We start from the raw sequence: 25773 nt of genomic DNA on the forward strand, positions 1-25773 counted from the left end.
AGCCGACTGCATCCTTCGATGTAGCGGCCCCTCCGCCCCCGCGGCGAGGCAGCGGCGCCGTCCGCCCTGTTGGATGGGACCGTGCTCCCCAAGATCCCTCCCCCGCACCGCGACGACGTCCTGCTCGCGGTGGCCAGCGTCCTGACCGGCCTGCTGCTCTGGTCGCTCGGGGTCCACAGCGCGAGCGGGCGCGACCTCCTGCCCGCCTGGGCGGCGCTGGTCCCGCTGCTGGTGCTCGGCTCCCTGGAACTGGTGCGCCGCACCCTGCCGCACCTCACCCTCTTCGCCGGCACGATCGGCGTGATCGCGGACCAGTTCACCGTGGGCAGCCTGGCCACCGTCGTGATCTTCACCGACCTGATGTACGCGGCGGTGGTCTACGGCAAGCCCGCCATGGCCCGCCGGCTGCCGGTCAGCACCGGCCTGATCACCGTCGTCGTCACCGTCGCCGCCGTCGCCTGGCTGCGCACCCCGCAGGCCCTGCTGATCGGTGTGATCACCGGCATCGTCAGCTTCGCCCCCGCGCTGACGGGCGCCACCCTGCGCCACCACCGGGAGGCCGCCGAGGCCGCCCGGCTGCGCGCCGAGCAGACGGCGCTGCTGGCCGAGGCGGACCGTGCGCAGGCGGTGGCGGGCGAGCGGGCCCGGATGGCCCGGGAGCTGCACGACATGGTGGCCAACCACCTCTCGGCGATCGCCATCCACTCGACCGCCGCCCTGTCCATCGACTCCCCCGCCACGAGTCGGGAGGCCCTCGGCGTGATCCGCGAGAACAGCGTCCAAGGACTGGCCGAAATGCGCCGCCTGATCGGTCTGCTGCGCGATCCGGGCGCCGGGCAGGCGGCGGTGGCCGTGCCCTCGCTGGACGCACTGGACGCACTGGTCGGGCAGGCCCGCACCAACGGGGCGGCGAGCGGGCTGGACTTCGTGCTCGACGACGCCCGGAAGGACGGGCCCGCGCCGCCGGTCCCGGTGGAGCTGGCGGCGTACCGGATCGTGCAGGAGTCGCTGACCAACGCCCTCAAGCACGCGGCCCCCGGCACGGTCGCGGTCCGGGTGGCCCACGAGGACGACGGGATGCTGCTGACGGTGGGCGTGGACTCCCCCTACGCAGACCGGTCCGGCCCCCGCGCCCCCGGCTCCGGGGCGGGGCTGATCGGCATGCGCGAGCGGACGGAACTGCTCGGCGGCACGTTCACGGCGGGCCCGGCGGGTTCCGTCTGGCGGGTGCGGGCGGTCCTGCCCGCCGAGGAGAAGGCGGTACGGGAGTGAGCATCAGGGTCGTGGTGGCCGAGGACCAGAGCGCGGTACGGGCCGGCCTCGTGCTGATCCTGCGCAGCGCCGGGGACGTCGAGGTGGTGGGCGAGGCGGCAGACGGCGAGGAGGCGGTGCGCCTGGCCCGCGAGCTGCGGCCGGACCTCGTCCTCATGGACGTGCAGATGCCGCGTCTGGACGGGGTTTCGGCCACCCGTCAGGTGGTCGCGGAGGGGCTGGCCGACGTCCTCGTCCTGACCACCTTCGACCTGGACGAGTACGTCTTCGGGGCGCTGCGCGCCGGGGCCAGCGGCTTCCTGCTGAAGGACGCGGACGCGGCGGAGCTGATCACGGCGGTGCGGACGGTGGCGCGCGGCGAGGGACTGATCGCCCCGGCGGTGACCCGCCGCCTGATCGCCGAGTTCGCGACGCCGCAGCCGGTACGGAGCTCCGTGCGCCCGGAGACGGCGGCGGCGGTCCGGTCGCTGACGCGGCGCGAGGGGGAGGTGCTCGGCGCACTGGGCGCGGGGCTGTCGAACGCGGAGATCGCCGTCCGGCTGGACATGGCGGAGGCGACGGCGAAGACGCACGTCAGCCGCCTCCTGAACAAACTGGGCCTGCGCAGTCGGGTCCAAGCGGCCGTACTGGCAAGGGAGTTGGGGATCGAGCCCGGCGCTGGGGGTGAGGTCTGGACCTCTTGACGCTTGGTCCAGACCTTTCTACTCTCACCGCAACACTGTGGTGAGCGTGCCATGTCAAAGGCCCCGGCCGACGACACCGCGTGCTCACGGGCGGCGCAGGTCCCACCCCCATGTAGCAGTCGGCCCCGCGACTGCTACGGACCTACGGAGGAGCACCCTTGAGCACAGCACCCCCACGACGCATCCGCCTGTTCCGGAGGCTGGCCGCCACGGCGGCCGCCCTCGCCCTGCCCGTCGCCGGCCTCGTCGGCCTGGCCGGCCCCGCGCAGGCCGCCGCCTCCGCGACCGCCACCTTCACCAAGGTTTCCGACTGGGGCTCCGGCTTCGAGGGCAAGTGGACGGTGAAGAACACCGGCACCACCACGCTCAGCAGCTGGACCGTGGAGTGGGACTACCCCTCCGGCACCTCGGTCACCTCCGCCTGGGACGCCACCGTCACCAGCTCCGGCACCCACTGGACGGCCAGGAACGTCGGCTGGAACGGCACCCTCGCCCCGGGCGCCACCGCCAGCTTCGGCTTCAACGGCGCGGGCCCCGGAGCCCCCTCCGGCTGCAAGGTCAACGGGGGCTCCTGCGAGGGCGGCACCACCCCCACCGACACCCCGCCCTCGGCCCCCGGCACCCCCACCGCCACGGGAGTCACCGAGACCGCGCTGACCCTGTCCTGGTCGGCTGCCACCGACGACAAGGGCGTCAAGAACTACGACGTCTACCGGAGCGGCACCAAGCTCACCACCGTCACCGGAACCACCTTCAACGACAGCGGCCTGACCAAGGGCACCACGTACAGCTACACGGTCACCGCCCGTGACACCGCCGACCAGACCGGCCCCTCCTCCGGCGCCCTCTCCGTCACCACCCCGGGCGGCGGCACGGACCCGGGCCCCGGCCCCGACCCGGGCGCCAAGGTCAAGCTCGGCTACTTCACCGACTGGGGCGTCTACCAGCGCAACTACCACGTGAAGAACCTGGTCACCTCCGGCACGGCGGCCAAGATCACCCACATCAACTACGCCTTCGGCAACGTCCAGAACGGCAAGTGCACCATCGGTGACTCCTACGCCGACTACGACAAGGCCTACACCGCCGACCAGAGCGTCGACGGCGTCGCCGACACCTGGGACCAGCCCCTGCGCGGCAACTTCAACCAGCTGCGCAAGCTGAAGGCCAAGTACCCGAACATCAAGGTCATCTACTCCTTCGGCGGCTGGACCTGGTCCGGTGGCTTCGGCCAGGCCGCCCAGAACCCGGCCGCCTTCGCCCAGTCCTGCTACGACCTGGTCGAGGACCCCCGCTGGGCGGACGTCTTCGACGGGATCGACATCGACTGGGAGTACCCGAACGCCTGCGGGCTGTCCTGCGACACCAGCGGCGCCGCCTCCTTCAAGAACCTGATGTCGGCCCTTCGCGCCAAGTTCGGCGGCTCCGGCCTGGTCACCGCCGCGATCTCCGCCGACGGCTCCAACGGCGGCAAGCTCGACCTCGCCGACTACGGCGGCGCCGCCCAGTACGTCGACTTCTACAACGTCATGACGTACGACTTCTTCGGGGCCTGGGACGCCAAGGGCCCGACCGCCCCGCACTCCCCGCTGACCTCCTACGCCGGCATCCCGATCGCCGGCTTCAACTCCGAGGCCGCCATCACCAAGCTCAAGGGCAAGGGCGTCCCCGGCTCCAAGCTCAACCTCGGCATCGGCTTCTACGGCCGCGGCTGGACCGGGGTGACCCAGGACGCCCCCGGCGGCACCGCCACCGGCCCCGCGCCCGGCACCTACGAGCAGGGCATCGAGGACTACAAGGTCCTCAAGAGCAGCTGCCCCACCACCGGCACCGTCGCCGGCACCGCCTACGCCAAGTGCGGAAGCAACTGGTGGAGCTACGACACCCCCGCCACCATCGCCGGGAAGATGGCCTGGGCCAAGCAGCAGGGCCTCAAGGGCGCCTTCTTCTGGGAGTTCAGCGGCGACACCGCGAACGGCGAGCTCGCCGACGCCATCCACGCCGGCCTTCAGTAGCCGCGGCCCCCGGACACGACGAAGCCGGGGTGACGGGTCCGCCCCCGTCCCCCCGGCTTCTTCCGCGTGTCCTACGCGACGTTCACCCGCTGGCCGGGAGGCGCCGCCTCCAGCCAGGCCAGGAACCCGGTCAGCGCGTCCTCGCTCATCGCCAGCTCCAGGCGCGTCCCCCGGTGGGAACAGCCGAGCACGATCGCGTCGGACAGCAGCGCCAGCTCCTCCTCACCCTCGGGAGCCCGGCGGGCGAGCACCTCGATCGAGGAACGCTCCAGCAGCCGGCGCGGGCGCGGGGAGTACGAGAACACCCGGAACCACTCGATGCGGTCACCGCTGTAGCGGGCGACCCCGTAGACCCAGCCCTTGCCGGAGACGTCGGGCTCCTCGGCCATGCCCCAGCGCAGGCTGCAGTCGAAGGTGCCGCCGGAACGCTGGATGAGTCTGCGGCGCAGGCCGAAGACAAACAGCCCGATCACCACCAGGGCTACGACCAGGCCGCTCACAAGCAGAGCGAGGAGCATCTTCACCGACCTCCTCGCTCATCGAAATCCCGCAAAAAACAAAACGGATCCGCATCGCCTCAGCCGCGACCCGGTCTGGAAAATTCCAGCACGGACCGCGGCTGAGGTCACACACTCTTCGGTACGGAGCTCAGTGCCCCGTCACCGCGCGCAGCCGGACATCGGCGCGACGTTCGGCGGCCGCGTCGGCCTCCGACTTCGCGCGCTCCAGTGCCCGCTCCGCCCGCTGGACGTCGATCTCGTCCGCGAGCTCGGCGATCTCGGCCAGCAGGGACAGCTTGTTGTCCGCGAACGAGATGAATCCGCCGTGCACCGCGGCGACAACGGTGTTGCCCTCGCTGGTGCGGATGGTCACCGGGCCCGATTCCAGCACACCGAGAAGCGGCTGGTGACCGGGCATGACGCCGATGTCGCCGGACGTGGTGCGGGCGACAACAAGGGTGGCCTCGCCGGACCAGACATTGCGGTCCGCCGCGACCAGCTCGACGTGCAGCTCAGCAGCCAAGGTGGCTCCTCGGGTCACCACCCGGCGGGTCAGCCGGGTGTTGGGTCAAATTCTAATGGGCGTGGGGAGAGGGACGGGACGTACCCCGCCCCTCTCCTTTTCGTTCTTCGAAGACTGCGTTCCGCGGAACGCGGCCGACTAGGAGACGCCCAGCTCCTTGGCGTTGGCCTTCAGGTCCTCGATGCCACCGCACAGGAAGAACGCCTGCTCGGGGAAGTGGTCGTAGTCACCGTCGCAGATCGCGTTGAACGCGGTGATCGACTCGTCGAGCGGAACGTCCGAACCGTCCACGCCGGTGAACTGCTTGGCGACGTGGGTGTTCTGCGACAGGAAGCGCTCGACACGACGGGCACGGTGGACAACGAGCTTGTCCTCCTCGCCCAGCTCGTCGATACCGAGGATCGCGATGATGTCCTGGAGGTCCTTGTACTTCTGCAGGATCCCCTTGACGCGCATCGCCGTGGCGTAGTGGTCCGCCGCGATGTACCGCGGGTCGAGGATGCGGGACGTCGAGTCCAGCGGGTCCACGGCCGGGTAGATGCCCTTCTCGGAGATCGGACGGGAAAGAACCGTCGTCGCGTCGAGGTGGGCGAAGGTGGTCGCCGGCGCCGGGTCGGTCAGGTCGTCCGCGGGGACGTAGATCGCCTGCATCGAGGTGATCGAGTGACCACGGGTCGAGGTGATGCGCTCCTGGAGGAGACCCATCTCGTCGGCCAGGTTCGGCTGGTAACCCACCGCGGAGGGCATACGGCCGAGCAGGGTCGACACCTCGGAACCCGCCTGGGTGTACCGGAAGATGTTGTCGATGAAGAAGAGCACGTCCTGCTTCTGCACATCGCGGAAGTACTCCGCCATGGTCAGACCGGCAAGCGCGACGCGCAGACGGGTGCCCGGGGGCTCGTCCATCTGGCCGAAGACGAGCGCCGTCTTGTCGATGACGCCGGAGTCGGCCATTTCCTCGATGAGGTCGTTGCCCTCACGGGTACGCTCACCGACACCCGCGAACACCGACACACCGTCGTGGTTGTTGGCGACGCGGTAGATCATTTCCTGGATCAGAACGGTCTTGCCGACACCGGCACCACCGAACAGACCGATCTTTCCACCCTTGACGTACGGGGTGAGAAGGTCGATGACCTTGACGCCGGTCTCGAACATCTCGGTCTTCGACTCGAGCTCGTCGAAGCGAGGGGCCTTGCGGTGGATCGGCCAGCGCTCGGTGACCTCGGCGTTCGCCTCGGGGTAGTTGAGCACCTCACCCAGGGTGTTGAACACCTTGCCCTTGGTGAAGTCACCGACGGGGACGGTGATGCCCTCGCCCGTGTCGGTCACCGGGGCCTGGCGGACCAGACCGTCGGTCGGCTGCATCGAGATGGTACGGACGAGGCCGTCACCCAGGTGCTGCGCGACCTCAAGGGTCAGGGTCTTGAGCTTGCCGTCCTCGGCCGGGTCTGCGACCTGGACCTTGAGGGCGTTGTAGATCTCGGGCATGGCGTCGACGGGGAACTCCACGTCGACGACCGGGCCGATGACCCGGGCGACGCGGCCCGTGGCGGCGGCCGTCTCAACAGTGGTCGTCATTACTTGTCACTCCCCGCGGTCGCGTCAGCCATGGCGCTCGCGCCACCGACGATCTCGCTGATTTCCTGGGTGATTTCGGCCTGGCGGGCCGCGTTGGCAAGCCGGGAGAGGCTCTTGATGAGGTCTCCGGCGTTGTCGGTCGCCGACTTCATCGCGCGGCGGCGGGCGGCGTGCTCGGAAGCGGCCGACTGCAGCAGTGCGTTGTAGATGCGGCTCTCGACGTAGCGCGGCAGCAGGGCGTCGAGGACGTCCTCCGCCGACGGCTCGAACTCGAACAGCGGAAGGATCTCGCCCTTCGCACCGTCCTCCTCCTGAGCCTGGTCGAGGCTGAGCGGCAGCATCCGGCCGTCGACCGCGTTCTGCGTCATCATCGACACGAATTCCGTGTAGATGATGTGCAGCTCGTCGACGCCACCCTCGGCCGTCTCGGTCTGGATGGCCTCGATCAGCGGCCCGGCGACGCGCTTGGCGTCGGCGTAGGCCGGGCTGTCGGTGAAGCCGGTCCACGAATCCGCGACCTTGCGCTCGCGGAAGCCGTAGTAGGCCAGACCCTTACGGCCGACGATGTACGTGTCGACGTCCTTGCCCTCGCCGCGCAGCCGCTCGGTGAGCCGCTCCGCCTGCTTGATGGCGTTCGAGGAGTAGCCGCCGGCCAGACCGCGGTCGCTCGTGATGAGCAGGATCGCGGCACGGGTCGGCTGCTCGACCTCGGTCGTCAGGGCGTGCTTGGTGTTCGAGCCGGTCGCCACCGCGGTCACCGCACGGGTGAGCTCGGTCGCGTACGGCATCGATGCCGCCACCTTGCGCTGCGCCTTGACGATGCGCGAGGCGGCGATCATCTCCATCGCCTTGGTGATCTTCTTGGTCGCCGTGACGGCACGGATGCGACGCTTGTAGACCCGGAGCTGCGCTCCCATGAGTCAGGTCCCTTCCGTCGTCACTTGGAGACGTTGACGGCCGGCGCGTCCTCGCCCAGGAGCTTGCCGTCCGAGGTCTCGAACTGCTGCTTGAAGCCGGCGATGGCGTCCGCGATGGAGGACAGGGTGTCGTCCGACATCTTGCCGCCGTCGGCGATGGAGGTGAGGAGGTCCTTGCGCTCGCGGCGCAGGTGCTCCAGCAGCTCCGACTCGAAGCGACGGATGTCGTTGACCGGGACGTCGTCCATCTTGCCGGTGGTGCCGGCCCAGACGGAGACGACCTGCTCCTCGACGGGCATCGGCTGGTACTGGCCCTGCTTCAGCAGCTCGACCAGACGCTTGCCGCGCTCCAGCGAGGCCTTCGACGCGGCGTCCAGGTCGGAACCGAAGGCGGCGAACGCCTCCAGCTCGCGGTACTGGGCCAGGTCCAGGCGCAGACGGCCGGAAACCTGCTTCATCGCCTTGTGCTGGGCGGAGCCACCGACGCGGGAAACCGAGATACCGACGTTCAGCGCCGGGCGCTGGCCCGCGTTGAACAGGTCGGACTCCAGGAAGCACTGGCCGTCGGTGATGGAGATGACGTTGGTCGGGATGAACGCCGACACGTCGTTCGCCTTGGTCTCGACGATCGGCAGACCGGTCATCGAACCGGCACCCATGTCGTCGGACAGCTTCGCGCAGCGCTCCAGCAGACGGGAGTGCAGGTAGAAGACGTCACCCGGGTAGGCCTCGCGGCCCGGCGGGCGRCGCAGCAGCAGCGASAYSGCGCGGTAGGCRTCGGCCTGCTTCGACAGGTCGTCGAAGATGATCAGGACGTGCTTGCCGGCGTACATCCAGTGCTGGCCGATGGCGGAACCGGTGTACGGCGCCAGGTACTTGAAGCCGGCCGGGTCGGACGCCGGGGCGGCGACGATCGTCGTGTACTCCAGCGCGCCGGCGTCTTCCAGGGCGCCGCGAACGGACGCGATGGTCGAGCCCTTCTGGCCGATGGCGACGTAGATGCAGCGGACCTGCTTGTTCACGTCGCCCGAGCGCCAGTTGTCGCGCTGGTTGATGATCGTGTCGACGGCCAGAGCGGTCTTACCCGTCTGACGGTCACCAATGATCAGCTGACGCTGGCCGCGGCCGACGGGCACCATGGCGTCGATGGCCTTGTAGCCGGTCTGCATGGGCTCGTGGACCGACTTGCGGACCATGACGCCCGGAGCCTGCAGCTCCAGGGCGCGACGGCCTTCGGTCGCGATCTCGCCGAGACCGTCGATCGGGTTGCCGAGCGGGTCGACGACACGGCCGAGGTAGCCCTCGCCGACGCCGACGGAGAGCACCTCACCGGTGCGCTGCACCGGCTGGCCCTCCTCGATACCGCTGAACTCGCCGAGGACGACCGCACCGATCTCGCGCTCCTCGAGGTTGAGGGCGAGACCGAGGGTGCCGTCCTCGAACTTCAGCAGCTCGTTCGCCATGGCGGAGGGCAGGCCCTCCACCTTCGCGATGCCGTCGCCGGCAACGCTGACCGTTCCGACCTCCTCGCGCGAGGCCGCGTCCGGCTGGTACGACTGGACAAAGTTCTCCAGTGCGTCCCGGATCTCCTCCGGCCGGATCGTGAGCTCCGCCATCTGGGTTCCCTGCTCTCCTTGTTGGGCCTGAAGCTTCTTAGGGGTCTGGGGGTGACCCCCAGGAATCTTCTGCAAGTTCTGCACGGCCCAACCGGGCCGCTAGGAATGCGTTGTTCTATTGGTGGCTGGTCAGCCGGCCATGCGGCGGGTCGCCTCGGAGAGGCGGTCCGCGATGGTGCCGTCGATGACCTCGTCGCCGACTCGCACCGAGATCCCGCCGAGGACCTCGGGGTCCACGTCGAGGTTCAGGTGCATCTGGCGGCCGTACAGCTTGGCCAGCACCGCGCCGAGACGCTGCTTCTGCACGTCGCTGAGCGGAACCGCGCTGGTCACAGTGGCGACCATACGATCCCGGCGCTCGGCGGCGAGCTTGGAAAGGGACTCCAGTCCCGCTTCCAGGCTACGTCCACGCGGGTGCGTGACAAGACGGGTGACCAGGCGCTCGGTGACCGGGTTCGCCTTTCCGCCGAGCAGGCTGCGCAGCAGCTCGCTCTTGGCGGAGGCGGCGGCCGCGCGGTCGGTCAGCGCGGAGCGCAGCTCGGTGTTCGAGACGACGATCCGGCCGAACCGGAAAACCTCGTCCTCGACGTTGTCGAGCGCGCCGCCCTGCTGGGCCGCGGTGAGGTCGGCGGTGGCCGCCAGCTCCTCCAGCGCGTCCACCAGGTCGCGGGACTGCGACCAGCGGGACCGCGCCATGCCGGACACCAGGTCGAGGGTCTCCCCGCCCACCTGGCCGGACAGCAGCCGGCCGACCAGCTCGGCCTTGGCCTCGCCGGACTGCGCCGGGTCCGTGATGACCCGACGCAGCGAGACCTCACGGTCGAGCAGCGCGGTGACGGCTGCCAGCTCACCGGCGAGCTTCGCCGCGTCGACGGACGTGTTGTCCGTCAGCGCGTCGAGACGCTCGCGCGCGGAGGCCAGCGCCTCGCGGCTCGCTCCGTTCATCGGGCCGCCTCGGCCTTCTCCTCAAGCTCGCTGAGGAAGCGGTCGATCGTGCGGCTCTGCCGGGCGTGGTCCTCAAGGGACTCGCCGACGAGCTTTCCGGCCAGGTCGGTGGCGAGCTTGCCCACGTCCTGACGCAGCGCCTGAGACGCGGCCTTGCGGTCCGCGGCGATCTGGGCGTGGCCGGCAGCGATGATCTCCTCACGCTGCCGYTGGCCCTCTGCGCGCAGTTCTTCCTTGAGCGCAGTGCCCTGCTCCAGCGCGTCCTGGCGCAGGCGCGCGGCCTCGTGCCGGGCTTCGGCGAGCTGGGCCTTGTACTGCTCCAGCACGCTCTGGGCCTCGGTCTGAGCGGCTTCCGCCTTCTCGATACCGCCCTCGATGGCCTCGCGGCGCTCGTCCAGAACCTTGTTGATGTTCGGGAGGAGCTTCTTGGCGAGGAAGCCGAAGACGATGACGAAGGCGATCAGACCGATGACGAGCTCGGGGATCGGCGGGAAGAGCGGGTTTTCCGTCTCTGCCGCGAGAACCATGAGGTTCACATCAGTGCCTTTCGTCTAATGAGCTGTTCGTCGAGACCGAGAATCAGGAGGTCGGGTAAACGAACGGCATGACCAGACCGATCAGGGCGAGCGCCTCACAGAAGGCGAAGCCGAGGATCTGGTTGGCGCGGATCAGGCCGGCAGCCTCGGGCTGGCGGGCGAGGGCCTGGGTGCCGTTACCGAAGATGATGCCGACGCCGACGCCGGGGCCGATGGCCGCGAGACCGTAACCAACGGAGCTGAGGGAGCCGGTGACGGCGGCAAGGGTCTGGGACATGCCAGTTCTTCCTTCTCTTTCACGGACCGGTGGGGGTTGGCCACCGGACGAATGGGGGCTGAGCGGGGGCGGGCCTGGCTCAGTGGTGCTCGGCGAGCGCGCCCTGGATGTAGCTGCAGGCCAGGAGGACGAAGACGTACGCCTGGACGGCCTGGATGAAGAGCTCGAAGGCGGTCATCACGATGACCATCACGAACGAGACACCCGCGTAGGCGATGCCGATGCCGTTCAGCAGGTACCAGCTGGCGATCGTGAAGAGCAGCAGCAGGGTGTGACCGGCGAACATGTTCGCGAACAGTCGGACCGCGTGGGTGAACGGGCGCACCAGGACGTTCGAGAAGAACTCGATGACCATGACGAGCGGCAGCACGCCGCCGAGGCTCTTGTCGTAGCCCGTCAGGTTCTTCAGGCCGCCGACGAAGCCGTGGCGCTTGAAGGTGACCGACATCCACACGAAGTAGACGATCAGGGCCAGGATCGCCGGGTACGCGATGATCGAGGTCACCGGGAACTGGGCCACGGGGACGATCGACCAGACGTTCAGGATCCAGACGAAGAAGAACAGCGAGACCATCAGAGGGACGTACTTCTCGCCCTCCTTCTTGCCCAGCGTCTCGTAGACGATGCCGCGGCGGACGAAGTCGTAGCCGGCCTCGGCGACCATCTGAAGCTTGCCGGGGACCATCTTCGGCTTGCCGAAGGCGGCCCAGAAGAAGCCCACGATGATGATCGAGCCCAGCAGGGCGAGCAGCATCGGCTTGTTGAAGTAAGCGCTGGTCAGGCCAGCTTCGCCCCACAGCGGCTCGAAGAGGAACGAGTGCAGGCCCGGGCCGGGGAAGCCACATCCGTCGAAGATGTGACAGTCGGTCTCGAAGGCGAGCACCTGAGTCGGGTCAGCACTCACCGCGGGCTCCTTCAGCGTGGCGCATAGGTACGGCAACCTCGTTGTGTCGGCGCGGCGCACAGCCGCGGTTCGGCACTGGACTGGTGTAACGGATGTGGGGGCGGCAGTCAGGCATCGAGCCTCGCGATGGAACAGGCGTCAGCTCAGATGCCCGCGCCCGCAGTGCCGCAGTTGGAACCGGACGATAGCAGGATCTCGAACGCGCCCTTATCCCGGCCCTACCCCTCACGACTTCGACCCCGGATCTTCGGGCTTTTCGGCCTTCGACGAGTCGGGCTCGACGTAGAGGATCTTGGCTTTCATGTGAGCGCGCGTCTGTGCGCCGATCCACACGAGGGTGGTGGCCACAAGCGTGATCGCGAACGCCCGGGGGTTGAACAACGTCGTGTTCTTGAACACGGCGAGAAAGACGAAGAGCAACAGGATCTGGGTCGCGTAGAGCATGAGACCCATGGCCTGGAACAGGTGCGGAAGGGATTTCGCGGTGCGCTGCAGAACCACGAATCCGATGCCCATGAAGAGAATCACGACCACGGTCGCCACGATGGCCCCGACGGCCCCCTTGCCGCCTACGACCAACGCGCTGATCACGGCGGCTACAGCGCCGGCTACAGCTGTGGGTACGGCGGTTTGCAGGAGGGATCGGACGTCATCTGACCGCATGGCGGTTTGCTCCGCGTGGTGGTGGGGGCACGGGACTCGTACGGGACGAGCGTAAGCCCGGTCCGAGTGAGAGCCTCGGGCCAATGGACCGTCGCACTACGGTCCTTCGGCTCTGTCGCCGGGTTTAGTGAACGGTATCACAAACTATTTGATGAGAGCTTTACCTGTCCGGTGTGCTGACTGTCACACATGAGAGTGACCCTGCGCGTGTGTGCGCGACACTCAAGCGGGTTGTCTGGTAAAGGGCGTTCATGTCGGACATGCACCCCGCCCGTCAGCGCGCGGATCCAGCCTTCCGCCGGTCGGGGAAGCGCGAACGGGGGCCAATGGCGGTAGCGCCGTTGACGCCCGAGACTCCGGCCGCGATCGGCCGCGCCGGCTCCGGCTCCGTCGCCGCGTCCTCCCGTACGGCCGCCTCCGCCGCCCGCTCCGCGTGCCGGTAGCGCGGCGGCACCAGCGCCTCCGCCCAGCGCGGCGCCCGCGGGGTGAACCGCGGCAGCAGGAGCAGGACGAGACCCAGCCCGCTCAGCGCGGCGATGGCGAGCACGATCCACATCGAGGTGGAATGCACCGAATAGGCCACCGCACCGAATGCGATCAGGCCCGACCAGAAATACATGATGAGTACGGCACGGCTGTGGGAATGTCCGAGTTCCAGCAGCCGGTGGTGCAGGTGCCCACGGTCTGCGGCGAAGGGCGACTGCCCCTTCCAGGTGCGCCGCACGATCGCCAGGACGAGGTCCGCGACGGGAATCGCGACGATGCTCAGCGGCAGCACCAGCGGAATGAAGGCGGGCAGCATCGCGTGCGTCGCGTTGCGCTCACCACCGGCGAAGAGCGCCATCGTGTCGGGGTCCACCTGACCGGTAATGGAAATGGTCGAGGCGGCCAGCACGAGGCCGATGAGCATCGAGCCGGAGTCGCCCATGAAGATGCGCGCGGGATGCATGTTGTGCGGCAGGAATCCCAGGCACATGCCCATCAGGATCGCGGCGAAGAGCGTCGCCGGTGCGGCCGCCTCGATGCCGTAGCCGAACCAGATCCGGTAGCCGTAGAGGAAGAACGCCGCGGACGCGATGCAGACCATGCCGGCCGCGAGGCCGTCGAGGCCGTCCACGAAGTTCACGGCGTTGATCGTGATCACGACGAGGGCGACGGTCAGCAGGTTGCCCTGCCACTGGGTGAGGGCGACCGTCCCGATGCCCGGGACGGGGAGGAACAGGATGGTCAGGCCCTGCATCACCATCACGCCGGCCGCGATCATCTGCGCGCCCAGCTTGATCAGGGCGTCGAGCTCGAACTTGTCGTCCAGTACGCCGACCAGCCAGATCAGCGCCGCCCCGGAGAGCAGCGCGCGCGGCTCGTTCGACAGCTCGAAGACCCCGTTGAGGTTGCGCAGGTGGTCGGCGACCAGCAGGCCCGCGCACAGACCGCCGAACATCGCGATGCCGCCCAGCCGTGGCGTCGGCTCCCGGTGCACGTCGCGGGCGCGGATCTCCGGCATCGCCCCGACCGCGATCGCGAACTTCCGCACGGGCCCGGTCAGCAGGTAGGTCACCGCGACCGTGACGCAAAGCGTCAGCAGATATTCACGCACTGGCTGCCCCAGATGTATCGCCGGCCATCTCAGCCCCACACATTAGCCGCGATGTCACCGGTCAAGAGGACGCGCGGGTACCCCTTCCTGGTTGCGGTACGCGCCGCATGCCCCTTCAATCCCCGTACGGGGCAAATGCACCGGTCAGCTCGGCGACCTCCTTACGGGTCTGCGCGGCCTCCCCACCGCGCAGCGCGGCCGTGAACAGCCCGGCGATCCGGACCATCTCCGGCTCACCCATCCCCTGCGTGGTCACCGCCGCCGTGCCGAGACGGATCCCGCGCTGGTCCCCGTACGGCAGCGCACAGGTGTCCAGGACGATCCCGGCTGCCGCGAGCCGGCCGCGGGCCGTCGGCCCGTCGATCCCGAGCCGCGCCGGATCGGCGCTGATCAGGTGGGTGTCCGTGCCGCCGGTGGTGAGCGTGAAGCCGCGGTCCTCCAGGGCCCGCGCCAGGGCGCGGGCATTGGCCACGACCCGGTGCGCGTACTGCGTGTAGGCCGGCCCGGCCGCCTCCCCGAAGGCCACCGCCTTCGCCGCGATGGTGTGCATCTGCGCGCCGCCCTGGGTGAAGGGGAACACCGCCCGGTCGACGCGCTCCGCGAACTCCGCTCCGCACAGGACCATCCCGCCGCGCGGGCCGCGCAGCACCTTGTGCGTGGTCGCGCACACCAGGTCCGCGTACGGGACGGGGCTCGGGGCGGCCCCGCCCGCGACCAGCCCGATCGGGTGCGCGGCGTCGGCGATGAGGTAGGCCCCCACCTCGTCGGCGATCTCCCGGAACGCCGAGTACTCGGGATGGCGGGGGTAGGAGATCGACCCGCACACGATGGCTTTCGGCCGGCGGCTACGGGCGAGCTCCTGCACCTGCGCGTAGTCGATGAGCCCGCTCTCGGCGTCGACCCCGTAACCGACGAAGTCGAACCAGCGGCCGGAGAAGTTCGCGGGCGAGCCGTGCGTGAGGTGCCCGCCGTACGCGAGCCCCATCGCCAGGACCGTGTCGCCCGGGCGCAGCAGCGCGGCGTACGCGGCGAGGACGGCCGAGGAGCCGGAATGCGGCTGTACGTTCGCGTGCTCGACCCCGAACAGCGCCTTGGCCCGTTCCACGGCCACCCGCTCGGCGAGGTCGGCGTACTCGCAGCCACCGTGGTGGCGGGCGCCCGGGTACCCCTCGGCGTACTTGTTGGCGAGGGCGGAACCGAGGGCGGCGAGCACGGCGGGCGAGGTGAAGTTCTCGGCGGCGCTGAGCTGCAGGGTCTCGGCCTGGCGCTGCCGCTCCCCCGCGAGGACATCGGCCATCTGCGGATCCTGCTGCCGCAGCAGGTCCGTGGCCGGGGTGATGACGCTCATGGCGCGGCTCCAGGGGCGACCCGTCAGGTACCAGCCACGATAGCCCCGGCCCCCTCCGTGTGCCCGCCCGCGCCACGGCCGTCGGCGTGGCCCGTCGGCCGTGGGGCCGGCGTGGGTTGGCGGTGGCGCCCGTCAGGGCCGTGACCACGGGGTCCAGGGCCCGGTCGCGGCCCTCCTCGCCCGGTCAGCGCGGGGCGGTGACGCCCGTCAGCGCCGTGACCACGGGGTCCAGGGCCTGGTTGATCTCGTCGCCGATCGAGCGGAAGAAGGTGATCGGCGCCCCGTACGGGTCGTACACCTCGTCCGCGTCGGCGGACGGCGCCAGCAGCCAGCCCCGCAGCGCGGCGGCGGCCCGCACCAGCGCACGGGCGCGCTCGGCCATGCCGTCGTCGAGCGGGGGCAGCGTCGCCGGGTCTATCGCCCGCACGAGCCGGGTGAACTCCTTCAGCGTGAAGGTCCGCAGCCCCGCCGAGTGGCCCATCGAGATGACCTGCGCCCGGTGGTCCCGCGTGGCCGTCAGCACCAGGTCGGCGCGTATGACGTGCTCGTCCAGCAGCTCGCGCCCGGTGAAGCCGGAGGCGTCGGCGCCGAAGTCCGCGAGGACGGCGGCGGCGTTCGCCTCCATCGGAGCCCCTTCGTGGCCCCACGTGCCCGCGCTCTCGACGATGAGGTCGCCGGCCACGAGACCGAGGGCGCCCAGCCGGTGCGTCAGGGCGTGCCGGGTCAGCCGCTCGGTGATGGGCGAGCGGCACACGTTGCCGGTGCTGACGTGGAGTATGCGGAAGGAGTCTCCCCCGGCCGCGGCCGGCAGGTGCCCCCTGGCTATGCCACGCCCCTCAGGGCTCACGGGGCCACCTCGAGGTCGGGTACGACCTCCCGCAGCTGCTCGGCGGTCAGCGCCCCGGCACGCAGCAGGACGGGAACCTTCCCGGTGACGTCGACGATCGACGACGGCAGGGTGCTGGGCGTCGGGCCGCCGTCCAGGTACACGGAGACGGAGTCGCCCAGCATGGCGCGCGCCGCATCGCAGTCCTCGGGCGCCGGGTGCCCGGACAGGTTGGCGGACGAGACCGCCATCGGGCCGACATCCGTCAGCAGCTCGATCGCGACGGGGTGCAGGGGCATGCGTACGGCGACGGTCCCGCGGGTCTCCCCCAGGTCCCAGGCCAGCGAGGGCTGGTGCTTGGCGACGAGCGTCAGCCCGCCCGGCCAGAAGGCGTCGACGAGCTCCCAGGCCTGCTCGGAGAAGTCGGTGACGAGGCCGTGCAGGGTGTTCGGGGAGCCGATGAGAACGGGGGTGGGCATGTTGCGGCCCCGGCCCTTGGCGGCGAGCAGGTCCCCGACGGCCTCCTTGCTGAAGGCGTCCGCACCGATCCCGTAGAGGGTGTCGGTCGGCAGCACGACGAGTTCGCCGCGGCGTACGGCGGATGCCGCTTCACGCAGACCGGTCTTGCGGTCCGTCGCGTCGTTGCAGTCGTATCGCCGGGCCATCAGCGGGCCTCCTCGTACAGCGGGGTGGTGGCGGGAAGGGGGATCGCGCCGGTCACGGCATCGCCTTGCGGGCGGTCGCGAAGCGCGGGCGGTTGTTCAGGTCGGGGTGGTCGGCGGAGTCTGCCCAGCCGCGCTCGTCGGCGAAGATCCACGGCACCTGCCCGCCCTGGGTGTCGGCGTGCTCGATGACGACGATGCCGCCGGGCCGCAGCAGCCGGTGGGCGGTGCGCTCGATCCCGCGGATGGTGTCGAGGCCGTCCTCACCGGAGAACAGCGCCATCTCGGGGTCGTGGTCGCGGGCCTCCGGAGCCACGTACTCCCACTCGGTGAGCGGGATGTACGGCGGGTTGGAGATCACCAGGTCGACCTGGCCGTCCAGCTCGGGCAGCGCGCTCAGCGCGTCGCCCTGGTGGACGGTGACCCGGGAGCCCTCGGCGTTCTTGCGGGTCCAGCGCAGGGCGTCCTCGGACAGCTCCACGGCGTGCACGCGCGAGCGCGGCACCTCCTGGGCCATGGCGAGGGCGATGGCGCCGGAGCCGGTGCACAGGTCCACGATCAGCGGCTCGACGACGTCCATCGCCCGGACGGCGTGTATGGCCCAGTCCACGACCGACTCGGTCTCGGGCCGGGGCACGAACACCCCGGGGCCGACCTGGAGCTCCAGGTAGCGGAAGAAGGCACGGCCGGTGATGTGCTGGAGCGGCTCGCGGGCCTCGCGGCGGGCGACGGCCTCCCAGTAGCGGGCGTCGAAGTCCGCGTCCTTGACGTGGTGCAGTTCCCCCCGCTTGACGCCGTGCACGAAGGCCGCGAGCTCCTCCGCGTCGAAACGCGGAGAGGGCACGCCGGCGGCGGCCAGCCGCTGGGTGGCCTGGGCCACCTCGGCAAGCAGCAAGTTCACGCTGGTCCTCCGGGCTGCTGTCGTACGGGGGGTGGTGCGGGGATCAGACGGGGTCGGGCCGGATCAGTGCGCGGCGGCGAGCTTGGCCGCGGAGTCCGTGTCGACGCAGGCCTGGATGACCGCGTCGAGGTCGCCGTCGAGCACCTGGTCCAAGTTGTACGCCTTGAAACCGGTCCGGTGGTCCGAGATCCGGTTTTCCGGGTAGTTGTACGTACGGATCTTCTCCGAGCGGTCCACGCTGCGCACCTGGCTGCGGCGCACGTCGGAGGCCTCCTGCTCGGCGGCCTCCTGGGCGGCGGCCAGCAGGCGCGAGCGCAGGATGCGCATGGCCTGCTCCTTGTTCTGGAGCTGGCTCTTCTCGTTCTGGCAGGAGGCGACCACACCGGTCGGGAGGTGCGTGATGCGCACGGCCGAGTCGGTGGTGTTGACGGACTGGCCGCCGGGGCCGGAGGAGCGGTACACGTCGATGCGCAGGTCGTTCATGTTGATCTCGACCTCGACCTCCTCGGCCTCCGGGGTGACGAGCACGCCGGCGGCGGAGGTGTGGATGCGGCCCTGCGACTCGGTGGCCGGAACGCGCTGCACGCGGTGCACGCCGCCCTCGTACTTCAGGCGGGCCCAGACGCCCTGGCCGGGCTCGGTCGCGCCGTTGCCGCCCTTGGTGCGGACGGAGACCTGGACGTCCTTGTAGCCGCCGAGCTCGGACTCGGTGGCGTCGATGATCTCGGTCTTCCAGCCCACGCGCTCGGCGTAGCGCAGGTACATGCGCAGCAGGTCGCCCGCGAACAGGGCGGACTCGTCGCCCCCGGCGCCGGCCTTGACCTCCAGGAGCACGTCCTTGTCGTCGCTGGGGTCGCGCGGGACGAGCAGCAGGCGGAGCTTCTCGGTGAGCTCTTCGCGCTGGGCGCTCATTTCCTTGACCTCGGCGGCGAAGTCCGGGTCGTCGGCCGCCAGCTCCTTGGCCGTCTCGATGTCCTCGGCCGACTGCTTCCAGGCTCGGAAGGTCGCGACGATCGGGGTCAGTTCCGCGTAGCGCTTGTTGAGCTTGCGCGCGTTGGCCTGATCCGAGTGGACCGAAGGGTCGGCGAGCTTCGTCTCCAGATCGGCGTGTTCGCCGACCAATTCCTCGACCGCTTCGAACATCGGGTGCTCCTGTGGTGAAAGTCAAAAATGGGCGGGTTCGGCTGAACGACGACAAAGGCGCCGGTCCGGCCGCCCCCGCGTGGTCAGGGGGCGGCCGGTGACCGGCGCCTGGGTCGCGCTACTTCTTGGCCGCACCCTTGCCGAAGCGGGCCTCGAAGCGGGCCACACGGCCACCGGTGTCGAGGATCTTCTGCTTGCCCGTGTAGAACGGGTGGCACTCGGAGCAGACCTCGGCACGGATGGTGCCCTCGGTCAGGGTGCTACGGGTGGTGAACGACGCGCCACAGGTGCAGCTGACCTGGGTCTCGACGTACTCGGGGTGAACATCGCGCTTCAAGGTGTCTCCTAGATTCGGGAGGGCGCCGGGTCGCAGGAGCCGAATTGCGCACTGCGTGAACCGGGGCCGACAGACCAGTCTGCCAGGACCGGGCCGCCTGTCAAAATTCTGAGGACGCTCCCCTCAACCGGGAGGGCCGCGCATCTATTCCGGCCCGGTCCGGCGGGAGCCGTCACTGGACGATGGAGCCGGCCGTGCTCTTGTCCCCGGTGGAGTTCTCGGTGGCGGCGGCGGGGATGGGCTGGTCGGCCAGCAGGGCGTCCCAGACCATCTTGGAGCCCTTGGGCAGGGCCACCACGCGGTCCTTGTCGAGCGGGTCCTGCCCGACCGGCAGGGTGATCATGTGCATGTTCTCGGCGCCGATGCCCTGGAGGCCCTGGGCGAAGCCCGCGAGGGACTTCACGTCGCCGAGGGCCTTGTCGGTGGTGATCGCCTTCGTCGCGGAGTCGGCGAGGCCGTAGAGCTTCTTCGGGCTGTCGAAGACGCCGACGCCCTTGACCTGCTTGATCAGCGCCTTGATGAAGGCCTGCTGGAGCTGTATTCGGCCCAGGTCGCCGCCGTCGCCGACGCTCTTGCGCGTGCGGACGAGGCCGAGGGACTGCTCGCCGTTGAGCTTGTGGGAGCCGGCCGGCAGATCGAGGTGACTGCCGTGGTCCTTGATCGGCTTGGTGGTCGTGAGCTGGACCCCGCCGAGGTTGTCGATGATCTTCTTGAAGCCGGTGAAGTCGACCTCGATGTAGTGGTCCATGCGGATCCCCGACATCGTCTCGACCGTCTTGACCGCGCAGGCGGCCCCGCCGATGGTGAAGGCCTCGTTGAACTGCGCGCGCCTGCTGCCGGGGTCGGTCTTGCCCTTGCCGACGGCGCAGGCGGGTCTGGGGAGCATGGTGTCGCGCGGGATCGACACGACGCTGGCCTGCTTGTGGCCGTCGTAGAGGTGGACGATCATCGCGGTGTCGGAGCGGGCGGAGCCGCCGTCGTCCGCGCCGTATTCGCTGTTGGCCCCGTCGCGGGAGTCGGAGCCGAGGACGAGGATGTCCATGGAGCCGTTGTCGACGTTCGGCGGGCGGTCCTTGCCGAGGGCCTGGTCGATGTCGACGGTCTTCAGGTTGCCGTTGAGCTTGAAGTAGAACCAGCCGAGGCCACCGCCTCCGAGCAGGACGACGCCCGCTGCGGTCCACGCGGCGATGGTGAGGGCGCGACGGCGCCGCGGCGGTTTCCGGCGGCGCCGGGTGACGGCGCGGCGGCCGCGGCCCTTGCTTTCCTCGCTCATGCTCTCCTCAGTCCTGCGTGCGTTGCCCGCTGTATCTCTCACTCAGACGGACGAGTGCGTTCCAGGGTTCCACGGCGCGCGGGGCGTACGGAACCCCGGGGGCGGCTCCCCCCGACGGGGGTGGACAGCGCGTGACGCGGCGGCCACCCGGGGTTCGGATCGAGAACGTACGAGCCTGTGGAAGGGTTCATTCCGAGGCACGAATGTGGCGAAGGTCGCACAGGCCCCGAACGCGGAAACCGTGGGGCGGGACGACACGAAGCCGCCCCCGCCGCGGGTGCGGCGGGGGCGGCTTCGGTGAGGCGGACCCGGTCAGTCGTCGTTCTTGCCGGCCGGGGTCGTCTTCGCGATCTGCATCAGGAACTCGGCGTTCGACTTCGTCTGCTTCATCTTGTCGAGAAGCAGCTCGATCGCCTGCTGCGAGTCGAGCGCGTGCAGCACCCGGCGCAGCTTCCAGACGATGGCGAGCTCCTCGCTGTTGAGGAGGATCTCCTCCTTGCGGGTGCCCGACGGGTCGACGTCGACGGCCGGGAAGATCCGCTTGTCGGCGAGCTTGCGGTCGAGCTTGAGCTCCATGTTGCCGGTGCCCTTGAACTCCTCGAAGATCACCTCGTCCATGCGCGAGCCGGTGTCGACGAGCGCGGTGGCCAGGATGGTCAGCGAACCGCCGTCCTCGATGTTGCGCGCCGCACCGAAGAAGCGCTTCGGCGGGTACAGCGCGGTCGAGTCGACACCACCGGACAGGATGCGGCCGGAGGCGGGCGCCGCGAGGTTGTACGCGCGGCCCAGACGGGTGATGGAGTCCAGCAGGACGACCACGTCGTGACCCAGCTCGACGAGGCGCTTGGCGCGCTCGATGGCCAGCTCGGCGACGGTGGTGTGGTCCTCGGCCGGGCGGTCGAAGGTCGAGGAGATGACCTCGCCCTTGACCGACCGCTGCATGTCGGTGACCTCTTCCGGACGCTCGTCGACCAGGACGACCATCAGGTGGCACTCGGGGTTGTTGACCGTGATCGCGTTGGCGATCGCCTGCATGATCATGGTCTTGCCGGTCTTCGGCGGGGCCACGATCAGGCCTCGCTGGCCCTTGCCGATCGGCGACACGAGGTCGATGATGCGGGTCGTCAGCACACCCGGGTCGGTCTCCAGACGGAGGCGGTCCTGGGGGTACAGCGGGGTCAGCTTCTGGAACTCCGGTCGGCCGCGGCCGGATTCGGGCGCCATGCCGTTCACCGAGTCCAGCCGCACGAGGGCGTTGAACTTCTCGCGACGCTCGCCGTCCTTGGGCTGGCGCACGGCACCGGTGGTGTGGTCGCCCTTGCGCAGACCCGCCTTGCGGACCTGGGCGAGGGAGACGTACACGTCGTTCGGGCCGGGCAGGTAGCCCGAGGTCCGGATGAACGCGTAGTTGTCGAGGATGTCGAGGATGCCCGCGACGGGGATCAGCACGTCGTCGTCGGCGACCTGCGGCTCGGCCGGCGCGAACTCGTCGCGGCCACGACGGCCACGGCGGTCGCGGTAGCGGCCGCGACGGCCACGGCGGCCGTCCTCGCCGTCGAAGTCGTCCTGCGGGCCGTTGTCCTGACGGTCCTGACGACCCTGCTGGCCCTGGCCCCGGCCGCCCTGCTGCTGACGGTCGGCGCGGTCCTGCCGGCCGCCGCCCTGGCCCTGACCCTGGCCCTGACCCTGGCCCTGGCTCTGAGCGCCCTGGCCCTGGCCGCCCTGGCCCTGGTCGTCGGCCTTGGCGCCGCGCTCGCGGCGGCTCTGCTGGCGCTCGCCCCGCTCGGCACGGTCACCGCGCTCGGCACGGTCACCGCGCTCGGCACGGTCACCGCGCTCGCCGCGGTCACGGCGGTCACGGCGGGTACGGCCCTCGCCGGCCTCCTGCGCCTGGCCCTGGGCGGTGACGGCGGTCGCCGCCTCGGCCTGGGGCTCGGCCTGGACCGCCGGAGCGGCCTCGGTCTTCTGCTCGACCGCCACGACGGCGGGTGCCGAGGACTCCGGGCTGCCGGAGGGCGCGGTCGCCCGACGGCGGCGGCGCTCGCCGACCGGGGCGTCCTCTGCCCGCTCGGCTTCGCTCGCGCGGGAGGGGCCACCCGCGGGCTGACCCGGGATGTCGATCTGCGCCTGGACGGCGGGCTTCTCGGCGGCGGGCGCCGCGGCGGCGGCCTCGCCCGTACGGGCCTTGCTGGTGGCGCGGCGCTTCGGCTTGGCCTCGGCGGCGTCGGCGGCGGGGGCCGCGGCCTTGGGGGCGCTGCCGCCCTGCGCCTCCTTGATGACCTCGATCAGCTGGCTCTTGCGCATCCGCGCGGTGCCCCTGATCCCGAGGCCCGACGCGACCTGCTGCAGCTCGGCCAGGACCATGCCCTCAAGGCCGGTGCCGGAGCGGCGGCGCTTGGGTGCGGCGCCCGCGGCGGGGGCACTGGTGTCGACGTTGGTGTCGGCAGCGCCCATCAGATCGGTGGTGTCGCTCACGAAGGGTCCTTCCCTGGAGCGGACGTCGGCCTGTCTGGCTCGGCGACCGGTTGTGCTGTCCGACGACGGAGCATGACCTGATGGGTCATGGACCGCAGCCGGGGCGGTGGTCCGCCGATCGATGTACGGCGGAGAGAAACGTGCGTGGGTGGTTCCGGCGAGAAGCCCCGAGCTGGAAGCGTGGGAATGTCACGCCGATTCCGGAGCGTGCCCGAAACTGCTGGCAGCGATCAAAGCAGTCGGGGAGGCTCCCGGAAGAAAGGTGGTCCCGGATGGGGACACTGAGCACCGAGCCATGGCGACTTCGGATGCGCACTTGAGACTAACACTACCGGATCCAACAGTTATTCCCCCTCTCAATCACCGGCAATAGCCCCTTCCGCAGGTGGGCGGCCTGCCCGGCCGCCCGCCCCGGCGGGCCGTGTCGTCACGACACGGACTGCCCGCCCTGGGCACCCAGCGGAAGGACGCTCGCGCCCGCGGCGTCGAGTGCGAGCCGGTTGGCCGCCCACCCTTCGCCCGCGAGCTGCGCGACCTTGTCGGCCGCGTCGTTGTCGACCAGCGCGAGGACCGTGGGGCCCGCGCCGGAGATGACCGCGGGGATGCCGTCCGCCCGCAGTCGGCCCACGAGTGCCACGCTCTCGGGCATCGCGGGGGACCGGTAGTCCTGGTGCAGCCGGTCCTCGGTGGCGGGCAGCAGGAACTCGGGACGCCTGGTCATGGCCTCCACGAGCAGGGCCGCACGGCCCGCGTTCACGGCCGCGTCCACGTGCGGCACGGTGCGCGGCAGCAGTCCCCGCGCGGTCTCGGTCAGGACCGGCTTGGACGGCACGAAGACCACCGGAACGATGGAATCGGCGGGGTCCATCCGGATCGCCTTGGCACTGCCCCCGTCCATCCAGGCCAGGGTGAAGCCGCCGAGCAGACAGGCGGCGACGTTGTCGGGGTGGCCCTCGATCTCGGTGGCGAGCTCCAGCAGCGCCGCGTCGTCGAGCCTGGCCTCGCCGCCTATGGTCACGGCGCGGGCGGCGACGATGCCGGCGCAGATCGCGGCGGACGAGGAGCCGAGCCCGCGGCCGTGCGGGATGCGGTTGGCGCAGACGACCTCCAGGCCGCGCGGCTGCCCGCCCAGCAGGTCGAAGGCCGTGCGCATGGAACGTACGAGGAGGTGGCTCTCGTCCCTCGGGAGGGTGTCGGCACCCTCACCCGCGATGTCGATGTTCAGGCCGGAGTCGGCGACCCGGACGACCACGTCGTCGTAGAGCCCCAGGGCCAGGCCGAGGGCATCGAAGCCGGGGCCGAGGTTGGCACTGCTGGCGGGGACGCGCACCCGTACGGCGGCGGCGCGGAACGCTGGACCTGCCATCGGTCGATGACACTCCTTGTGACTGTGCGAGATCTGGTGTCGGTGCGGGATCTTCGCTGCGAATGTACTGGAGAACGTACGACACCCGAAGGCCCTTGGGGCAGCACCGCGTCATATGCGCGGTGGCGGATGTAAGTACAGCGTATCGAAGGAAGGTTCCCTCGCGACATAGGGCGCACAGGAGGCGCACGATGCGTGTCGCGGTCTTCCCCGGTTCCGCCTTGACTTTTGGTGTCGTACGAGCCGAGTTGCCGGATTCCGCGGACTTCCGGAATCCGGCAACGGGGCGGCGGGCGGGGAGGCCGGGGCCGAGGCCCCGGCCCYCCCCGCCCAGGGGTCAGACCAGGCCGAGACGGGCGGCCGCGGCCTCGGCGTCCACCGGAATGGTGACCGGCTGCGGAGCACCGGCGACCGCCCAATCAGGGTCCTTCAGGCCGTTGCCGGTGACCGTGCACACGATCTTCTGGCCGGGGTCGACGAGACCGGCCTCGGCGGCCTTCAGCAGACCGGCCACGGACGCGGCCGAGGCGGGCTCGACGAAGACGCCCTCCTGCGCGGCCAACAGGCGGTAGGCGGCCAGGATCTGGCGGTCCGTCACCTCGTCGATGAAGCCGCCCGACTCGTCCCGGGCCTGCAGGGCGTAGTCCCAGGAGGCCGGGTTGCCGATGCGGATCGCGGTGGCGATGGTGTGCGGCTCCTTGACGACCTCGCCGCGCACGATCGGCGCGGAGCCCGAGGCCTGGAAACCCCACACACGGGGCGTGCGGGAGGCCAGGCCGTCGGCCTTGTACTCCTTGAAGCCCTTCCAGTACGCGGTGATGTTGCCCGCGTTGCCCACCGGCAGGACGTGGATGTCGGGGGCGTCGCCGAGCGCGTCCACGATCTCGAACGCGGCCGTCTTCTGGCCCTCGATGCGGACCGGATTGACGGAATTGACCAGCGCCACCGGATAGTTGTCGGACAGCGCGCGGGCCAGGTCCAGGCAGTCGTCGAAGTTGCCGTCAACCTGCAGGATCTTCGCGCCGTGCACGAGCGCCTGGCCCATCTTGCCGAGCGCGATCTTGCCGCGGGGCACGAGCACCGCGCAGACCATGCCGGCGCGCACCGCGTAGGCGGCGGCGGAGGCCGAGGTGTTGCCCGTGGAGGCGCAGATGACGGCCTTGGCGCCGTCCTCCTTGGCCTTGGTGATGGCCATGGTCATGCCGCGGTCCTTGAAGGACCCCGTGGGGTTCGCGCCCTCCACCTTGAGGTGCACCTCACAGCCGGTGCGCTCGGAGAGCACCTGGGCGGGGACGAGGGGAGTGCCGCCCTCGCGGAGCGTGACCACCGGGGTCGTGTCCGTCACCGGCAGGCGGTCCCGGTACTCCTCGATGATGCCGCGCCACTGGTGGGTGCGATTGCTGCTCATGGGTC

Annotated in this window: 24 protein-coding genes; 3 read left to right on the forward strand and 21 right to left on the reverse strand. The window is 70.1% G+C overall.

Annotated elements, in window-relative coordinates; translation table 11 throughout:
• Positions 1–81 precede the first annotated feature (81 nt).
• The 3 genes from AB4039_RS15980 (at position 82) to AB4039_RS15990 (ending at position 3970) form a co-directional block, all read left to right on the forward strand.
• Positions 82–1272: a histidine kinase gene (locus tag AB4039_RS15980; protein ID WP_266842338.1), complete on the forward strand. Its 1191-nt coding sequence runs from the start codon at positions 82–84 to the stop codon at positions 1270–1272.
• Complete coding sequence (locus tag AB4039_RS15985) at positions 1269–1955, forward strand: response regulator transcription factor (RefSeq protein ID WP_266842337.1); 687 nt, start codon at positions 1269–1271, stop codon at positions 1953–1955. The genes AB4039_RS15980 and AB4039_RS15985 overlap by 4 nt, the downstream gene beginning before the upstream one ends.
• Positions 1956–2113: 158 nt before the next feature.
• On the forward strand, positions 2114–3970 hold the full coding sequence (locus tag AB4039_RS15990; RefSeq protein ID WP_442271005.1) for a glycosyl hydrolase family 18 protein: 1857 nt from the start codon (positions 2114–2116) through the stop codon (positions 3968–3970).
• A 71-nt stretch (positions 3971–4041) separates the two neighbouring features.
• Here AB4039_RS15990 and AB4039_RS15995 read toward each other — a convergent pair whose 3' ends face one another.
• The 21 genes from AB4039_RS15995 to thrC all read right to left on the reverse strand — a co-directional run bounded on the left by AB4039_RS15995 (position 4042) and on the right by thrC (position 25768).
• On the reverse strand, positions 4042–4488 hold the full coding sequence (locus tag AB4039_RS15995) for a DUF2550 domain-containing protein (RefSeq protein ID WP_266842335.1): 447 nt from the start codon (positions 4486–4488) through the stop codon (positions 4042–4044).
• 130 nt (positions 4489–4618) lie between these two features.
• Positions 4619–4993, reverse strand: a complete 375-nt coding sequence (locus tag AB4039_RS16000; protein ID WP_008738187.1) for a F0F1 ATP synthase subunit epsilon — start codon at positions 4991–4993, stop codon at positions 4619–4621.
• 138 nt (positions 4994–5131) lie between these two features.
• On the reverse strand, positions 5132–6574 hold the full coding sequence (atpD, locus tag AB4039_RS16005; RefSeq protein ID WP_266842334.1) for a F0F1 ATP synthase subunit beta: 1443 nt from the start codon (positions 6572–6574) through the stop codon (positions 5132–5134).
• The gene (locus AB4039_RS16010) at positions 6574–7491 is read right to left on the reverse strand and encodes a F0F1 ATP synthase subunit gamma (RefSeq protein ID WP_266842333.1); all 918 of its coding nucleotides are present in this window, start codon (positions 7489–7491) and stop codon (positions 6574–6576) included. The genes atpD and AB4039_RS16010 overlap by 1 nt, the downstream gene beginning before the upstream one ends.
• 20 nt (positions 7492–7511) lie before the next feature.
• Positions 7512–9107, reverse strand: coding sequence for a F0F1 ATP synthase subunit alpha (gene atpA, locus AB4039_RS16015; protein ID WP_442271006.1), 1596 nt, complete (start codon positions 9105–9107; stop codon positions 7512–7514).
• Positions 9108–9236: 129 nt separating this feature from the next.
• Complete coding sequence (locus AB4039_RS16020) at positions 9237–10052, reverse strand: F0F1 ATP synthase subunit delta (RefSeq protein WP_442271007.1); 816 nt, start codon at positions 10050–10052, stop codon at positions 9237–9239.
• Entirely contained in the window at positions 10049–10579 is a 531-nt protein-coding gene (locus AB4039_RS16025) for a F0F1 ATP synthase subunit B (protein ID WP_266573929.1), read from the reverse strand. The genes AB4039_RS16020 and AB4039_RS16025 overlap by 4 nt, the downstream gene beginning before the upstream one ends.
• Before the next feature lie 52 nt (positions 10580–10631).
• The gene (gene atpE, locus AB4039_RS16030; protein ID WP_079429787.1) at positions 10632–10865 is read right to left on the reverse strand and encodes an ATP synthase F0 subunit C; all 234 of its coding nucleotides are present in this window, start codon (positions 10863–10865) and stop codon (positions 10632–10634) included.
• 79 nt (positions 10866–10944) lie between these two features.
• Positions 10945–11784, reverse strand: a complete 840-nt coding sequence (gene atpB / locus AB4039_RS16035) for a F0F1 ATP synthase subunit A (RefSeq protein ID WP_266844036.1) — start codon at positions 11782–11784, stop codon at positions 10945–10947.
• Positions 11785–11994: 210 nt separating this feature from the next.
• A complete protein-coding gene (locus AB4039_RS16040) occupies positions 11995–12432 on the reverse strand; it encodes a hypothetical protein (protein WP_266842331.1) in 438 nt (145 codons plus the stop codon).
• A 274-nt stretch (positions 12433–12706) separates the two neighbouring features.
• Positions 12707–14041, reverse strand: coding sequence for an MraY family glycosyltransferase (locus AB4039_RS16045; protein WP_266844035.1), 1335 nt, complete (start codon positions 14039–14041; stop codon positions 12707–12709).
• A gap of 103 nt (positions 14042–14144) precedes the next feature.
• Complete coding sequence (glyA, locus tag AB4039_RS16050; protein WP_442271008.1) at positions 14145–15377, reverse strand: serine hydroxymethyltransferase; 1233 nt, start codon at positions 15375–15377, stop codon at positions 14145–14147.
• Positions 15378–15561: 184 nt separating this feature from the next.
• On the reverse strand, positions 15562–16224 hold the full coding sequence (locus AB4039_RS16055) for an arsenate reductase/protein-tyrosine-phosphatase family protein (RefSeq protein WP_266842329.1): 663 nt from the start codon (positions 16222–16224) through the stop codon (positions 15562–15564).
• Positions 16221–16868, reverse strand: coding sequence for an L-threonylcarbamoyladenylate synthase (locus AB4039_RS16060; protein ID WP_266842328.1), 648 nt, complete (start codon positions 16866–16868; stop codon positions 16221–16223). Before AB4039_RS16060 ends, AB4039_RS16055 begins: the two co-directional genes overlap by 4 nt.
• Before the next feature lie 52 nt (positions 16869–16920).
• Entirely contained in the window at positions 16921–17766 is an 846-nt protein-coding gene (prmC, locus tag AB4039_RS16065) for a peptide chain release factor N(5)-glutamine methyltransferase (protein WP_266573933.1), read from the reverse strand.
• Between the two features lie 63 nt (positions 17767–17829).
• Positions 17830–18909, reverse strand: coding sequence for a peptide chain release factor 1 (prfA, locus tag AB4039_RS16070; protein WP_266842327.1), 1080 nt, complete (start codon positions 18907–18909; stop codon positions 17830–17832).
• A gap of 118 nt (positions 18910–19027) precedes the next feature.
• Positions 19028–19246 carry a 50S ribosomal protein L31 gene (rpmE, locus tag AB4039_RS16075; protein WP_007266580.1) on the reverse strand — a complete coding sequence of 73 codons (219 nt, stop codon included), beginning with the start codon at positions 19244–19246 and terminating at the stop codon, positions 19028–19030.
• A gap of 172 nt (positions 19247–19418) precedes the next feature.
• A complete protein-coding gene (locus tag AB4039_RS16080) occupies positions 19419–20519 on the reverse strand; it encodes an LCP family protein (protein WP_442271009.1) in 1101 nt (366 codons plus the stop codon).
• Between the two features lie 312 nt (positions 20520–20831).
• Positions 20832–22994: a transcription termination factor Rho gene (gene rho / locus AB4039_RS16085; protein WP_442271010.1), complete on the reverse strand. Its 2163-nt coding sequence runs from the start codon at positions 22992–22994 to the stop codon at positions 20832–20834.
• Positions 22995–23421: 427 nt separating this feature from the next.
• Complete coding sequence (thrB, locus tag AB4039_RS16090; RefSeq protein WP_442271011.1) at positions 23422–24360, reverse strand: homoserine kinase; 939 nt, start codon at positions 24358–24360, stop codon at positions 23422–23424.
• Positions 24361–24697: 337 nt separating this feature from the next.
• Positions 24698–25768 (reverse strand): threonine synthase, encoded by a 1071-nt coding sequence (thrC, locus tag AB4039_RS16095; protein ID WP_266842323.1) that lies wholly within the window; start codon positions 25766–25768, stop codon positions 24698–24700.
• Positions 25769–25773: the final 5 nt, after the last annotated feature.

It is taken from the genome of Streptomyces sp. M-16, assembly GCF_052114405.1.
Lineage (GTDB): Bacteria > Actinomycetota > Actinomycetes > Streptomycetales > Streptomycetaceae > Streptomyces.

Coding starts and splice junctions, on each gene's coding strand:
- AB4039_RS16060 (WP_266842328.1), bottom strand. CDS start 16,868: ATGGCCCGGCGATACGACTGCAACGACGCGACGGACCGCAAGACCGGT.
- AB4039_RS16010 (WP_266842333.1), bottom strand. CDS start 7,491: ATGGGAGCGCAGCTCCGGGTCTACAAGCGTCGCATCCGTGCCGTCACG.
- AB4039_RS15995 (WP_266842335.1), bottom strand. CDS start 4,488: ATGCTCCTCGCTCTGCTTGTGAGCGGCCTGGTCGTAGCCCTGGTGGTG.
- thrC (WP_266842323.1), bottom strand. CDS start 25,768: ATGAGCAGCAATCGCACCCACCAGTGGCGCGGCATCATCGAGGAGTAC.
- thrB (WP_442271011.1), bottom strand. CDS start 24,360: ATGGCAGGTCCAGCGTTCCGCGCCGCCGCCGTACGGGTGCGCGTCCCC.
- prfA (WP_266842327.1), bottom strand. CDS start 18,909: ATGTTCGAAGCGGTCGAGGAATTGGTCGGCGAACACGCCGATCTGGAG.
- AB4039_RS16020 (WP_442271007.1), bottom strand. CDS start 10,052: ATGAACGGAGCGAGCCGCGAGGCGCTGGCCTCCGCGCGCGAGCGTCTC.
- atpE (WP_079429787.1), bottom strand. CDS start 10,865: ATGTCCCAGACCCTTGCCGCCGTCACCGGCTCCCTCAGCTCCGTTGGT.
- atpD (WP_266842334.1), bottom strand. CDS start 6,574: ATGACGACCACTGTTGAGACGGCCGCCGCCACGGGCCGCGTCGCCCGG.
- glyA (WP_442271008.1), bottom strand. CDS start 15,377: ATGAGCGTCATCACCCCGGCCACGGACCTGCTGCGGCAGCAGGATCCG.
- AB4039_RS16080 (WP_442271009.1), bottom strand. CDS start 20,519: ATGAGCGAGGAAAGCAAGGGCCGCGGCCGCCGCGCCGTCACCCGGCGC.
- AB4039_RS16040 (WP_266842331.1), bottom strand. CDS start 12,432: ATGCGGTCAGATGACGTCCGATCCCTCCTGCAAACCGCCGTACCCACA.